Below are 14,117 nucleotides of genomic sequence, written 5' to 3' on the forward strand. Positions count from 1 at the left end.
CCTTTCTTTTTACACAATTATATGGACTTTATATTTTAAAGCCTCAAAATATTTCAGCAACACTAGTATAATTGAAAATAATATTAACGGTTTACAAGTTCTACAGGAACTGAAATCCCTTGTTGCAAATGAATGATCAAATTTTTAAATCTTTAAGTTCTTTAATAATTGCAATGAGTGAAAAAACTTGACACTATCAGTTTACAATTGTAAACTAGAATTATATCTTGAAACGTAATAAAAATGAATGGCTCAAAATCAGTTCCAATTAATTCTTCTAAAGGGAAAAATAAGCGAGGTTCTGGATTTCAGGAAAACAATGAGTACAGTAAATAGATTATTATAAATAATATAATTAAATGGAAGCCAAGTATATTCAAAATTTTAATTGCCGCATAATCAAAATAGACATAGGTGAGAATATATATTTCTCTACGACATGAAAAAGAGAGTATTAATGAAGTGGCAATGAATTTATTCTAGCATATTTGCTACATAAAAGTAGGAATAACATTATCGAATATCATTGAAGAAGCCAAAACTAATCAAGCAGTTCTTAAAAATATATAAAAGATATTAAATGAAATGAAAACAGTGAGTTTGTCGTTGAAAAACTAAAAACGTTTTTGTTTCAGTCATCATATTTATTAGAGATAAAAATTTTACTGCACTATTGATTAGCTAAACAAGCAATTATTGATTCTGTATTAAGCGGAATATTATTTGACGATATAGCAGCTAAAAGGGAAAAACTACAAGAAAAGTTAAGAAACAACATTGGTAGGGGGTGGCATTAAGACCTATTATTTAGGAATATGACATAATAACCAAGCAATGAGATTAATATTCGGGGTTTTTAATGAACTTCCCGATAGTCAAAAAGATCTTTAAATATATATTATATGGAGGATTAACATGAAAAATAACCAACAACATCATCATAATCACAAAGAACACATGGGACACAATTTTAACGAACATGAACCACGTCATAAGCATGAAGAATATGATAATCATGCTCACCATGGTCATCATGAAGTGCCAGTAGAAGAGGGATTGCATGCTCACCATGGTCATCATGAAGTGCAAGTAGAAGAAGGATTGCATGCTCACCATGGTCATCATGACCATAGTGGGGGTGGACATGAACACCACCATCATGGAAATTTCAAAGAGCTCTTTTTAAAATCATTACCATTGGGAATTATTATTCTGATGCTGTCGCCTATGATGGGAGTTACGCTCCCATTTCAGTTCACTTTTCCATATTCAGATATTATTGTTTCTATATTATCCTCTATCTTGTTAATTTATGGCGGAAGACCATTTTATCAAGGTGCGTTAGAAGAATTTAAGCAAAAAGCACCCGGAATGATGTCACTGGTTTCTTTAGGGATATCTGTCTCCTATTTGTACAGTATTTACGCAGTAGTCGCTAAATATTTGACAGGGGAACACGTCATGGACTTTTTCTTTGAATTTGCGTCATTAATTTTGATTATGCTACTTGGACACTGGATTGAGATGAAAGCCATTGGGGAAGCTGGAGATGCTCAACAAGCACTTGCTGAATTATTACCAAAAGATGCGCACGTCGTACTTGACGATGACTCAATTGATACTCGGCCCGTTTCCGAATTAAAAGTAGGAGATATTGTTCGCGTACAGGCAGGGGAAAATGTGCCAGCAGACGGCATTATTAAGAGAGGAGAGTCCCGAGTTAATGAAGCTCTATTAACGGGAGAATCTAAGCCTATTGAAAAAAATGTGGGTGAAGAAGTTATAGGGGGCTCTACCAATGGTGAAGGTGTTTTATATGTAGAAGTACAGGAAACAGGAGATAAATCATTTATTTCTCAGGTTCAAGCGCTAATTGGACAAGCACAGAATCAACCTTCACGAGCTGAGAATATTGCCAACAAAGTGGCTGGTTGGTTATTTTACATTGCGGTCATTGCTGCAGTAATTGCTTTTATATATTGGATATTGACAACCGATGTACAAACTGCCATCATTTTTATGGTTACAACATTAGTGATCGCCTGTCCGCACGCTTTAGGTTTAGCGATTCCTTTGGTCGTTGCACGAAGCACTAGTTTAGGAGCTAGCCGAGGTTTGCTAGTTAAAGACCGAGAAGCATTGGAATTAGCTACAAACGCAGACGTTATGATTTTAGACAAAACCGGTACATTAACATCCGGTGAATTTAAAGTATTGAATGTTGACTTGTTAAGTGAGCATTATACTAAAGAGGAAGTTATAGCTCTTATGGCCGGAATCGAAGGCGGATCGAGTCATCCAATTGCTCAATCCATTATTAGACATGCCGAGCAACAAGGTGTAACACCTGTAGCGTTTGATTCCATTGATGTTATCTCAGGTGCTGGTGTGAAAGGTGAGGCCAATGGTCATCGCTATGAATTAATTAGTCAAAAAGCATTCGGGCAAAACTTAGATATTGATGTTCCTAAAGGGGCGACACTTAGTATATTGGTTGATAACGGACAAGCTATCGGTGCAGTAGCTTTGGGAGACGAATTGAAACCTTCGAGCAAGGAGCTCATTCAAGTCTTGAAAGAACAAGGAATTACCCCTCTGATGGCTACTGGCGATAATGAAAAAGCAGCGCAAGGAGCTGCTGAAGCTCTAGGAATTGAATATAAAGCGAATCAATCTCCACAAGATAAGTATGAATTGGTAGACAAATTTAAAAGACAAGGACAAACCGTTATTATGGTTGGTGATGGAGTTAACGATGCACCATCTCTTGCATTAGCAGATGTGGGAATCGCTGTTGGAGCTGGAACACAAGTAGCACTGGATTCAGCTGATGTTGTTCTAATGCAGTCAGACCCTGGCGATATCGAGTCATTTATTGAATTAGCTAATAATACAACTAGCAAAATGAAGCAAAACCTGGTTTGGGGAGCCGGCTATAACTTTCTTGCAATACCTATTGCAGCGGGTATCCTTGCACCATTTGGCATTACTCTAAGCCCAGCAGTCGGAGCAGTTTTGATGTCCTTGTCAACAGTTATCGTTGCAATTAATGCTATGACTTTAAAACTAGATAAAAAATAATTTTTATCAAGTGAAGTATGACTAAATAGTTACATCTTTAATAAGGAATAAAACTTTCTATAATTTTTAAGTAAAAAGCAGATGGGCTGGTATACATTCGATAAGGTTTGAATGTATATCAGCCCGTTTTGTTTCACATACTGATTAAAATGAATTAATTTCATGTCCAAAACATTGTATAAAATTAACAAGTACAATATTAACTTCATATTTTATCCTAATTACTTACTATTTGTGAAAGGTTCTTTCAAGGGAACAGTAAAGATCACACATCACTTTCAAAATATTATTGCTTGTAAAAGATTTTTTGAGGACTTAGATTTAATCTTAGATTGGTAAGTACTAGGTTACAAAGAATAAGAATCTTGGCTAGAAAAATCAAAGACCACCCAAGATAATTTCAACAAACAAGTTATTTAAAAGGTAGAAATCATTTAAAAGGTGAATTATTAAAAGCTTTAGAACAAGATTATAATAACGTGGACCTGGCATTTTCAATTGATATTATTGATTCATAACAATTCTGTGTAAATATCAATTTTATCTAAATATTATTCATGTTGCTTGTGAAATGAAATAAAGATTATAATTCAAAAAGGAATTTTATTCTGATTATTTTCATTCACATACCGTGTCTCGTTTTGAGACATTTCTTGGCTAATTATTAAGATTTTATCAAGATTTACGATTATTATTTCAAAATTTTATGAAAATGAAAATAACACTCAAAAAGGGCCGTTTTCGTGTCTCATTTTGAGACACCGTGAAAATTTATGAAAACAAAAAGTTGTCAATATTTATCACTTTTAGTACTTTTGTTATGTTTGGAATGCTTACATTGTTCACTTCCATTTCATATGAAAATATCTAGACTCATTTTGAAAAATGAAACTTTGTGAAAAAACTATTCAAAAACCACGTCACCTTTGTAAGCAGAGATTTTTATTTTATCTTCTGTTTCATACATGCGATTTGAAAGTGCCGTGCCATCCAAGTAAATCACGACCATCTCATTTTCTTTCACAATGGTGATTTTATGTTCATCAGTATGACGATTAATAGGAATCGCATTAACTGCATTATTATAGCTATCAACACCTAAAGCTCGATAAGTATAATGGCATATTTGGACTCAAAATCTAAGACAATATGATTATCTTTCGAAAAACTTACTGTGACTAATTTTGTATTATCATCTCACTAAGGGGGAAGCGATATAATGAATGTATAAAGGCCATATTTATCAAAATTATTTTTCTTACAATATGCTGTTCATGATCAAATCGAACCAAATCTGAATTGTCTATTGTCTCAGAAGCGAGATTATTAGGGCGTAGACAAGAGTAGACAATTCGATTATTTCGCACATCGTCTAATCCAACAATAACGAATAAAAACACCTTGTTTGATTGTTTTTTTCGTTTGAGCCAACGGGTATGGTGAACAAGTTATCAAAATAATCTCTAATTCGCAGTTGAATGTCACTCAGCCATTTGATTTATATCTAGGCCAAACCATTGTCTAATGTCTCAATTAAAAGCAGATGCTCAAGGAGGAAATCATATAAACGCTGATTCTTTTTTTAATCGTTTAATTTATATCACGGTATTTTTGATCTTAGGTCTGTTGGTTAGAAAACCAGCCGATTAACATACAACACCTTGGGTTAGAACGCTTAGTCGTATAATCGTTTTAGCTTTTTATGCGATAGGTATTATTTCGCTTCTAATATTCGCTATCTTTGCAAGCGAAGTTGATTTATTAAAAAGGTTATTAGCGCTGATATTCGCTAGCATTGTACTTTGGAATACTCTTAATACCTTAAGAAGTTTCAAAAATTAATTTTTTACCGATTGTCTTTCCATTGAGATAACATAAAACGCAAAAAAGACAATCTATTTACCTATATTTTAGCTAATACCATTCAATCTTTCCATACAAAATAAAAGAAGCTTTAGAAGAATAACAAAATCTTCTAGAGCTTCTTTTAACTATTCATTATTATTGTGGTTGACTCGTGGTGTCAGTGCTTTCTGTTTGTTCTGGCGCAGTAATTTCAGGTGCATAATCGACATTTTCGATATAGTCACCGGAAGCATTCCATAATAAGTACTCATAAACACCATTATCAGCTAAAGCATTAATTTGCGCTTGTACTTCTGCATCACCATAGAAAGAGTGGTCAGAGAAGTTTTGTAACCATGGTCGAGTCGTAACAGGGTTATTTACATGTTCTAATAATTGTTTTTCCGACAACATATACTCATTAATCAAGTCATACGGTTGTAGGTCAGGGTTTTCTAAACCAAAGAAACCGACATCCCAGTGTGAAGGGTAAACCATTGAAGAAATAACATCCACTTGGTCAGCAATTCCCGCAAAGTTTTGCCCGATCCCACGAACATCTTCCGAGTTATTAGCAATCGCCGTATAACCAAAGACGTCGGCACTGACATCCACACCATAGGGTGCTAATTTTTCTTTTGCATACGCCAGAAACTCTGTAATGGCCGCAATTCGTTCTTCACCTTTATCGTTTGGATCTTCGGAAATATAATTTTCAAAGCGTCCTTTAGGATAAGTTAGGTATTCTTCTTCATACATAAAGGCATCAGAGAAACGAACGTAGTCAAATTGAACCTCTTTAAAGCCCATTTTGGCGGCTTCAATCGCGACGGCCACGTTATAATCCCATGTTTCTTGTAAGAAAGGATTAGTAAAGTAATCTTCACCGTCCGGGGTCCAAATTTCACCATCTTCCGTTTGGAATGATAGTTCTGGATGTGAAGAAGCTAAAAAGTTGTCTTTAAAGGTTACAATACGAGCAATCGGATAAATATTATTTTGTTCAAAAGTTTTAAGCACTTCCTTATAATCGGCTAAACCGACGACGTTTTCATTAACCATCGGATTATCGGATTCTATGATTGGTAGAATTTGACCAGAGTCATCTTTAAAGTCTAACACCGCACTGTTTAATGCTGTCGAATTTAATTTATCGATGCTTTCTTGGAAATACTCAGTATTGACCACACAATCAATGGGCAAATAAATACCTTTAACGCCTTCTTTAGGATAGCTAATATTAATGCCACTATCATAGAAAAGCGAAGAGGGCAGGTCATCGGGACGTGTTAAAATATTGCTTTTATTAATAACGAGACCTTCATAACGATTTCCCTGATTTTGTTTACGGCGACTACTAAAGTCACTAATGGTCTGGGCGTCTAATTTACTTTCAACTGTCGGTAACTCTGTATAGGTCGGGGTTGATGTTTGATTTTGTACTTGATTACAACCACTTGCTAGAAGGATGGTCGCTGTAATGCTTAATAATCGTTTTGTATTCATGTTAACACCTCTATTTCGCTTCCTGTAAAGTAACAATCTTTACTTTAGTGTCGACTAATAATCCATTCAACGGCTCAAAGTGTTTCAATAAGGCATCTAAATAATAGAGATTGTCTTGTGACAAGGTATTAATATTATCAAATACTTTAAAGAAAGAATTATAATCCACATTAGGATTACCGATTGATTGAAACGTTTGGGCTTCTAAATCAAGATTAGGAAGATAATTATCCGTGTAAGTCGTTAAATCTGTTTGCAGATTGGTAATCATCGTTGCTAATTTATCAAAGTCACCAGCCGGCAAGTTCTGATTTTTTTTCGTACTTTCCAATTCCGGTACCAAGCTGTTTAACTCTTTCATCGCATCATTCATATTGTTTAAATGAGTCTTACGTTCAGAAATATTTTGCATCACCAAGATGTCATCTTGATTAAAATACTCTAAATTATTGTTGGCATTGGCTAAATCTTCTTCAAAATCGGATTGAAGGTTGTTTTCTAAATTTTGAACTTCATAAAGTTCATTTACGATTTTTGTCACTTGGTCTTGCATTAATCCAATTGTGTTACTCGCTCTTTCAAGAGAATTGTCACAGCCAGCCACAAATAGCGTTAAAACGACCGTTAGTAGAAAAGGTTTTATCTTCTTCATAAAGTCTCCTTAATAAAAAGTCTTAAATACATGACTTTTCACCTAAAATTAAGTATAATAAACGTTGTATGCTTATTATTATACCAAATATAAAAGCATTTTCACAAGGAGGATACCATGATAATTGGACTTTGCATTGCATTTTTTATTGTTATTATTGACCAATTAGTTAAATATTGGACAATCAACCAAATTGATTTACACAGTTCATTACCAGGGATACCCAAAGTATTTGATTTTTATTACTTACGTAACACAGGTGCGGGTTGGGGAATACTTTCTGGAAAAATGAATTTATTCTACGTTGCCACCATCTTAATCCTAATATATTTAGTATATTTACTTTATAAGACTACACCACAACAACGACTTAGTCAAATAGCATACGGTTTGTTGATTGGTGGTGCCTTAGGTAATTTTATCGATCGCTTATTAAATGGCTATGTCGTCGACATGTTCCGTTTATTATTTATTGATTTCCCTGTATTCAATGTCGCAGATATGGCATTGACATTTGGTGTCATCATTTTAATGATTGTTATTTTATTTGAATTAGAAAAAGAAGGAGCGCATGATGTCACAAACATTTAATTTACAAGGGGAAACAGGACGTTTAGATAAAGTCTTGACGGCCTTATTACCGAGCGAAAGCCGCTCAACGATTCAAAAACTAATTAAACAAGATTTAGTCCAAGTCAATGGGGAAATTGCGAAAGCTAATCTTAAATTAGAAGGTCACGAGACCATTACCATTGTCATCCCTGAAGTTGAAGAACCAGAGGAAGAAACGTTAAAAGCAGAAGACATTCCCTTAGATATTGTTTATGAAGATGAAGACTTAGTCGTCATTAATAAAGCAGCTGGTATGGTGGTTCATCCTTCAAAAGGGCATCATTCAGGCACGCTTGTTAATGCTTTACTATATTATTTGGGGCATAATTTAGCCTATCCAGATGATACTACACGTCCTGGATTAGTGCATCGCATTGATAAAGATACTTCTGGTTTAATAGTAGTCGCTAAAAACAATGCAGCGCATCATTTACTAAGTGAGCAATTAGCGGATCATTCAATGGGAAGAACCTATTATGCATTGGTTCATGGCACCATTAAAGAACCCGAAGGTACGATTGAAGTGCCCTTGAGACGTGATCCGAGTAATCGATTAAGATGGTCTGTTCAACCAGATGGCAAGTACGCTTTAACCCATTTTAAAGTTTTACAACGTTATACCGATTCAACACTCGTTGAATTACAGTTAGCAACAGGACGTACTCATCAAATTAGAGTTCATATGGAATATATTGGGCACCCATTAGTAGGGGACCCTGTTTACCGCATCGGTGTCGGTCAAATGCGAGGGGCGTTGACACGATTAACCGATGGACAATTATTACATGCCAAAGAAATTCATTTTAAACATCCTATTAGCGATCAATCAATGAGTTTTGAAGTTCCGTTGCCAGAGCATTTCGAAGACATATTAAGAACATTAACGCCCCTAGAGTAAGGAGGTATCGTTATGATTGCTAATGATAAGATTTTAGAAAAAATCCGCAATCTACTCGAATTAGCCGAAGATGGCGGCAATGACGAGGAAAGTCAGACGGCTTTGATTATGGCGCAAAAATTAATGCTGAAGCATAAGATTTCGCAAAATGAATTAAGCAAGTCAGACAAGCAAGAAATCGTCCTACGTTCATTATCGGTTTATAAGCGTTTATATTGGTGGGAAAAGTCATTAGCGATGGTCATTGCTGATAATTTTAGAGTGATGTTATACGTTCAAAGTAATCGTCTCCCTCACCAAGCTTCAACCGTACGTAAAATTGTCTTTATGGGGTTTCCAGAAGATACTGATTTAGCTTATGAAATATTTCATTTAGCGGCTGATAGCATGCGTTATCATGCGAGTAATCATTTAAAAGCGATTCAAAAGGAAAATAAAAATGTCGCTCTAGTAGAGTTGCGTAAAGCTTATTACAAAGGATTTATCGATGGTTTAGAAGAAAAATTTGCGGCCCAACGTGAAGAAATGCAAACTGAAAATGATGCCTATGCACTCGTGATTCAAGTGCCAGATGAAGTAAAAAAAGCCTTTCGCAACCAAGTAGGAGGCCAAAAATTATCTTATAAAGCGCCACGCTACACGAGAGCAGATGCCGCCTATTCGGAAGGGTATATTAAAGGGAATACCGTGAGTTTAAACCGCCAATATTTGGAGAATCATGAGTCATAATATGGATAATCATCAAATAGATGCCCGCCTAGGGATTCAGACTCATCAACTAATTGAACAAGAATTTGGCGATCACTTTTGGCACTATCATCGAACAGAATCAACCGATTATTATGTACTTGATCATCTCTTTCGTGAGTTTAAGTTTAGCGCAACCGATCAATTAGTGGATATGGGTAGTGGCACCGGTCGTGTATTGATTTATTCGACTTATAAATTGGAAATTCCAGTTGTGGGGGTTGAATTCATACCAGCTGCTTTTGATATTGCTCAGCGCAATATTTTGGCCTTTAATGAAAAAATGGGTCAACAATATCCCATCACGATTTTGAATCAACCGGTGGAAGAATATCAAATCTCAAGTCGTGATACAGTCTTTTACTTTTTCAATCCTTTTCAATTGGTCATTATGCGCCCGGTTATCTATGGTATTATGCAATCAGGAGTGGCCTTTCCAAGAAAAATAACCCTGATATATTATTATCCACTTGATAGCTGTATTCAATTTATTGAAGAGAAAACGGACTTTCAATTAAAAAAGACGATTTTATTACCCGGAAATCAACAAGATCCAAGAGAAAAAATCGTCATCTATCAAAATAATCTTTAAAAGTGTTCATTCTTTTATTTTCCTGAAAATAGGAAAGTAGAGAAGCTGCTAGATATAACCAAAATAAATATTTATGAGCGCAATGGGTGAGCGCCTCAAACGGCGTCTTAATGACTTGTTTGATGCCTACTCAACTGTCCACTCCCAACTTTGCGGTGATGAACAGACGAAGTGAAAATCATTTAATTTCTACTTCTTGCGCACCCTCATTTTACGTCTTTTACTAAAAGTAAGGGACGTGTTTTTTTAGTCAAATTCGTATAATTGAGGGTATAAGTGACATTGAGGATTACGCGGATGACAAATCTCTCGTCCAAAATAGATCATCGCTTGATGAGCTTTCAGCCATAATTCAGGTGGGAGTACATCGCATACTCTCTTTTCAACTTCTAAGGCAGTGGCTGACTTTTTAACAATGTCATGATGTTTACAAATGCGGGTGACATGGGTATCAACAGCAAATGCTGGGATGCCAAAGCCGACACTTAGTACAACATTGGCTGTTTTACGACCAACTCCAGATAAACTCATTAATTCTGCTCTCGTTTGTGGGACTTCGCCATTGAAATTCTCGACTAACTGTTTACCACATTCATGTAAAAAGCGGGCTTTATTGCGATAGAGTCCTAAAGTAGCGATATAGGGCTCGATTTCACTTGGGGGCACTGAAGCCATCGCTTCTGGTGTTGGAAAGCGTTCAAACAGGGCAGGGGTTACTTTATTGACTGCCACATCCGTTGTTTGAGCACTTAAAGTAACGGCTACCACTAATTCAAACGGATTGGTAAAATCTAAACTAGGTGGGACATCAGGATATAGGGCAATAATTTCTTCAATTACTTTTCTTGCGCGTTTTTTTGATAAAACCATTGTGACTCCTTTAAAAATTATCTTATCTTTTTTCTTTATATTTGAGGTATATTCTCATTTATTTTTGCACTTTATACATCATAAGTTATACAAAATAGTATAAAAAGGCAGGTGAGAATAAGGCCATTCACTTACCTATATTCTCACCCTTAGCACGTTTTGTCAATAATGCTTATTTTTCTTCAGGATACTTAAACCCATGTTGTGCTCGCACTGTATCCATTAAACGCATGACAACTAATGAATCCTCTAAGGATACAATGTCTGATTCAATTTTACCTTGTTCAATTAAATGAATCACTTCGCGTAGTTGGAAGTCAAAGCCACCATTATCAGCGGGTCTTTGATAAGTTTCGACTAATTGATTATCTTGATCATACAGACGCATCACATCAATATGATTAGAACCCTCAATTCTAAACATTCCTTTATCACCAATAATTAAGACATCGGTGTAGCGCATGGTTGCCATTGTCGTTAACATTTGAGCCATTCGGCCATCTGGATAGGTGAGGGTAATGGCGGTAGTACGATCAACTCCTTCATCGGTTAAATCCATTGAGGAGCTAACAGTGGCATAATCATTACCAAACATTTGCATCACAAAATGAACATTATAAACCCCTAAGTCTAACAAGGCACCGCCAGCTAAATCCGGACGATACATTCTTTCCTTATCTTCAAGTAATGCGCCGTGATTAGATTGAATTAAACGCGGCGTCCCAATCACACCTTCATCTAGCATTTGTTTTAATTTTAATTGCAGTGGCATAAAGCGACTCCAAATGGCTTCCATAAAGGTAACTTGTTTTTCATGGGCTAATTTGATTAGTTCAGCTAATTGATTGGCATTAATCGTAATAGCTTTTTCACAAAGAACGTGTTTACCATGATTCATCGCTAATTTACAATGTTCATAATGGAAGTTATGAGTTGTTGCGACATAGACTAATTCGACTTCAGGGTCTTCCACTAATTCTAAATAGGATCCATATGCCTTTTCAAAATCAAACTCATTAGCAAATGCCTGTGCTCGCGTTAAATCACGTGCGGCTACAGCATACGCTGTTGCTTTTTCTTCACAATTAATTGTATGTGCCATTTTACGCGCAATATTTCCCGCACCAATAATACCTACTTTTACCATCTTAAACCCCACCTTTAATTAATAATAACTCTATTATAAACGATTCATAATTAATAGTAAAAAAGAATGAAAGTGTTTTAATGAGGAAATGGTAATCACAACTGTCGTACTATTAATCATAAAAAGACTAATAATCAACTGTGAGAAGGGGAGTAGAAACCCTTGTACAATTGATTATTAGTCATAATTAAATATATTCCTTATAAAATTGTGCGTAGGAGGAAGGAATATGATTTAAATCAGTTTATTAAACACCGGAATAGGCAGCAAAACCACCATCAATCGGTAAAACGACACCATTAACAAAACTTGCTAAGTTTTCGTCGGCTAAGAAGAAAGTACCACCGACTAATTCTTCCGCTTCACCAAAGCGACCCATTGGCGTATTGGTTAAGATTTTGTTAGCACGTGCAGTTGGAGTGCCATCTTCATTAAATAATAAACCACGGTTTTGATTGGTTACTAAGAATCCTGGAGCAATCGCATTACAGCGAATGCCAACGTGAGAGAAGTGAACCGCTAACCATTGTGTGAAGTTAGAAATAGCCGCTTTAGCTCCCGAATAGGCTGGAATCTTAGTTAATGGAGTAAATGCATTCATACTAGAAATATTAATAATATTTGCGCCTTTACGTCCTACCATATCTTTAGCAAATACTTGAGTTGGTAACAAAGTACCTAAATAGTTTAAATTAAAGACGAATTCAATACCTGCTTTATCTAATTCGAAGAAAGATTTCGTTCCTTCAGGTAAATCTGTTTCATGGAATTCATTATCGGTCGTTGCTTTAGGATTATTACCACCAGCACCATTGATTAAAATATCAGTTGGTCCTAAATCATTTAAAACTGCTTGACGGACTTCTTCTAAGTTCGCTTGGTCTAATACATTGGTTTTATAAGCCTTAGCCACGCCTCCTTCAGCCACGATTTCGTCTACAAATTTTTGTGCTGCTTCTTCATTTAAGTCTAAAAGGGCAACACGAGCGCCTGCTTTAGCAAATTCTTTTGCTAAGAAACCACAAAGGACGCCACCAGCTCCGGTAATGACGACTGTTTTATCTTTAAAATCAATTGTTTTTGTCATATAAAAATTCCTTTCTTAGCCTTTAATTTTATCGATTGCTTCCCATAATCCTGATAAATAAGTCGCACCTAATGCACGATCATATAATCCATATCCAGGACGACCGGTTTCTCCCCAAATCATACGACCATGGTCAGGACGAATCGGTCCGTTCCAATTATGATCATGCAAAGCTTTTATGACTTCATACATGTCAATTGAACCATATTCAGAAGGGTGGGCTGTTTCTTTAAATGATTTGCCTTCTTCTAATTTAATGTTACGCGCATGCATGAAGTTTACACGTTGACGTTCTAAAGCATATCTTAAAATTTCAATTGGATCATTATCTGGTGTTGATGCGTATGAGCCGACACATAATGTCACACCATTGTATTCACTGTCATATAAGTCTAAGAAACGCTCAACGGCTGCTTTATTCGTAATAATTCTTGGTAAACCAAAAATAGAATAAGGTGGATCATCCGGGTGGATTGCCATTTTTACTTTGACTTCTTCCGCAACAGGCATAACACGTTTAATAAAGTAAGCTAAATTTTCCCATAGTTTTTCTTCGTCAACATCAGCATAAGCGTCCATTACAGCTTTCATGCTTTCTTTGGTATAAGAAGCATCCCATCCTGGTAAAGATAATTCACCATTAATAGGGTCCATTTTCTTAGAAACTTCTTCGTCAAAAATTAGGGCAGTCGAACCGTCTTCATAACGATAAGCTAAGTCTGTACGAGTCCAGTCGAATACTGGCATAAAGTTATAACAAACAACATTCACACCTTCAGCTGCTAAGTTACGAATCGTTTCAATATAGTTATCAATTAATTGGTCACGAGTGTCACGTCCTAATTTAATATCTTCGTGTACTGGCACGCTCTCAATAACGGACAATTTTAAACCATTTGCTTCAATTGTTTCTTTTAATTGTTTAATGCGTTCTCTTGACCAAACTTCACCAACCGGTACATCATAAATTGCTGATACAATCCCTCTCATCGTCGGAATTTGACGAATATTCTCTAATGTTACCGGATCGTCTTCTCCATACCATCTAAATGTCATTTCCATATTCATTCACCTCTATAA

The 14,117-nt window shown here is 35.8% G+C and carries 11 protein-coding genes; 5 read left to right on the forward strand and 6 right to left on the reverse strand.

Annotated elements, in window-relative coordinates; genetic code table 11:
• Window positions 1–957: 957 nt before the first annotated feature.
• A complete protein-coding gene (locus tag HMPREF2811_RS06960) occupies window positions 958–3,081 on the forward strand; it encodes a heavy metal translocating P-type ATPase (protein ID WP_071408760.1) in 2,124 nt (707 codons plus the stop codon).
• A 2,001-nt stretch (window positions 3,082–5,082) separates the two neighbouring features.
• On the opposite strand, the gene HMPREF2811_RS06965 is transcribed toward HMPREF2811_RS06960, so the two are convergent.
• Window positions 5,083–6,432 carry a putative glycoside hydrolase gene (locus HMPREF2811_RS06965; protein ID WP_071408712.1) on the reverse strand — a complete coding sequence of 450 codons (1,350 nt, stop codon included), beginning with the start codon at window positions 6,430–6,432 and terminating at the stop codon, window positions 5,083–5,085.
• Window positions 6,433–6,442: 10 nt separating this feature from the next.
• The gene (locus HMPREF2811_RS06970) at window positions 6,443–7,084 is read right to left on the reverse strand and encodes a YkyA family protein (RefSeq protein WP_071408713.1); all 642 of its coding nucleotides are present in this window, start codon (window positions 7,082–7,084) and stop codon (window positions 6,443–6,445) included.
• A 117-nt stretch (window positions 7,085–7,201) separates the two neighbouring features.
• Here HMPREF2811_RS06970 and lspA point away from each other — a divergent pair, with 117 nt between their 5' ends.
• From lspA to HMPREF2811_RS06990, 4 genes are read left to right on the forward strand one after another with little or no spacing between them, the layout of a single operon-like run.
• Window positions 7,202–7,675: a signal peptidase II gene (gene lspA / locus HMPREF2811_RS06975; protein ID WP_071408714.1), complete on the forward strand. Its 474-nt coding sequence runs from the start codon at window positions 7,202–7,204 to the stop codon at window positions 7,673–7,675.
• Window positions 7,656–8,594 (forward strand): RluA family pseudouridine synthase, encoded by a 939-nt coding sequence (locus tag HMPREF2811_RS06980; RefSeq protein WP_071408715.1) that lies wholly within the window; start codon window positions 7,656–7,658, stop codon window positions 8,592–8,594. Before lspA ends, HMPREF2811_RS06980 begins: the two co-directional genes overlap by 20 nt.
• Window positions 8,595–8,606: 12 nt before the next feature.
• Window positions 8,607–9,323, forward strand: coding sequence for a DUF2786 domain-containing protein (locus tag HMPREF2811_RS06985; RefSeq protein WP_071408716.1), 717 nt, complete (start codon window positions 8,607–8,609; stop codon window positions 9,321–9,323).
• Window position 9,324: 1 nt separating this feature from the next.
• Window positions 9,325–9,933: a hypothetical protein gene (locus HMPREF2811_RS06990; protein ID WP_071408717.1), complete on the forward strand. Its 609-nt coding sequence runs from the start codon at window positions 9,325–9,327 to the stop codon at window positions 9,931–9,933.
• Between the two features lie 246 nt (window positions 9,934–10,179).
• On the opposite strand, the gene nth is transcribed toward HMPREF2811_RS06990, so the two are convergent.
• From nth to uxuA, 4 genes are all read right to left on the reverse strand, one after another.
• Window positions 10,180–10,803 (reverse strand): endonuclease III, encoded by a 624-nt coding sequence (nth, locus tag HMPREF2811_RS06995; RefSeq protein ID WP_071408718.1) that lies wholly within the window; start codon window positions 10,801–10,803, stop codon window positions 10,180–10,182.
• Window positions 10,804–10,975: 172 nt separating this feature from the next.
• On the reverse strand, window positions 10,976–11,950 hold the full coding sequence (locus HMPREF2811_RS07000; protein WP_071408719.1) for a Gfo/Idh/MocA family protein: 975 nt from the start codon (window positions 11,948–11,950) through the stop codon (window positions 10,976–10,978).
• Window positions 11,951–12,197: 247 nt separating this feature from the next.
• Window positions 12,198–13,037, reverse strand: a complete 840-nt coding sequence (locus HMPREF2811_RS07005; protein ID WP_071408720.1) for an SDR family oxidoreductase — start codon at window positions 13,035–13,037, stop codon at window positions 12,198–12,200.
• A 15-nt stretch (window positions 13,038–13,052) separates the two neighbouring features.
• Entirely contained in the window at window positions 13,053–14,099 is a 1,047-nt protein-coding gene (uxuA, locus tag HMPREF2811_RS07010; protein ID WP_071408721.1) for a mannonate dehydratase, read from the reverse strand.
• Window positions 14,100–14,117 lie beyond the last annotated feature (18 nt).

This window comes from Globicatella sp. HMSC072A10 (genome assembly GCF_001811625.1).
Lineage (GTDB): Bacteria > Bacillota > Bacilli > Lactobacillales > Aerococcaceae > Globicatella > Globicatella sanguinis.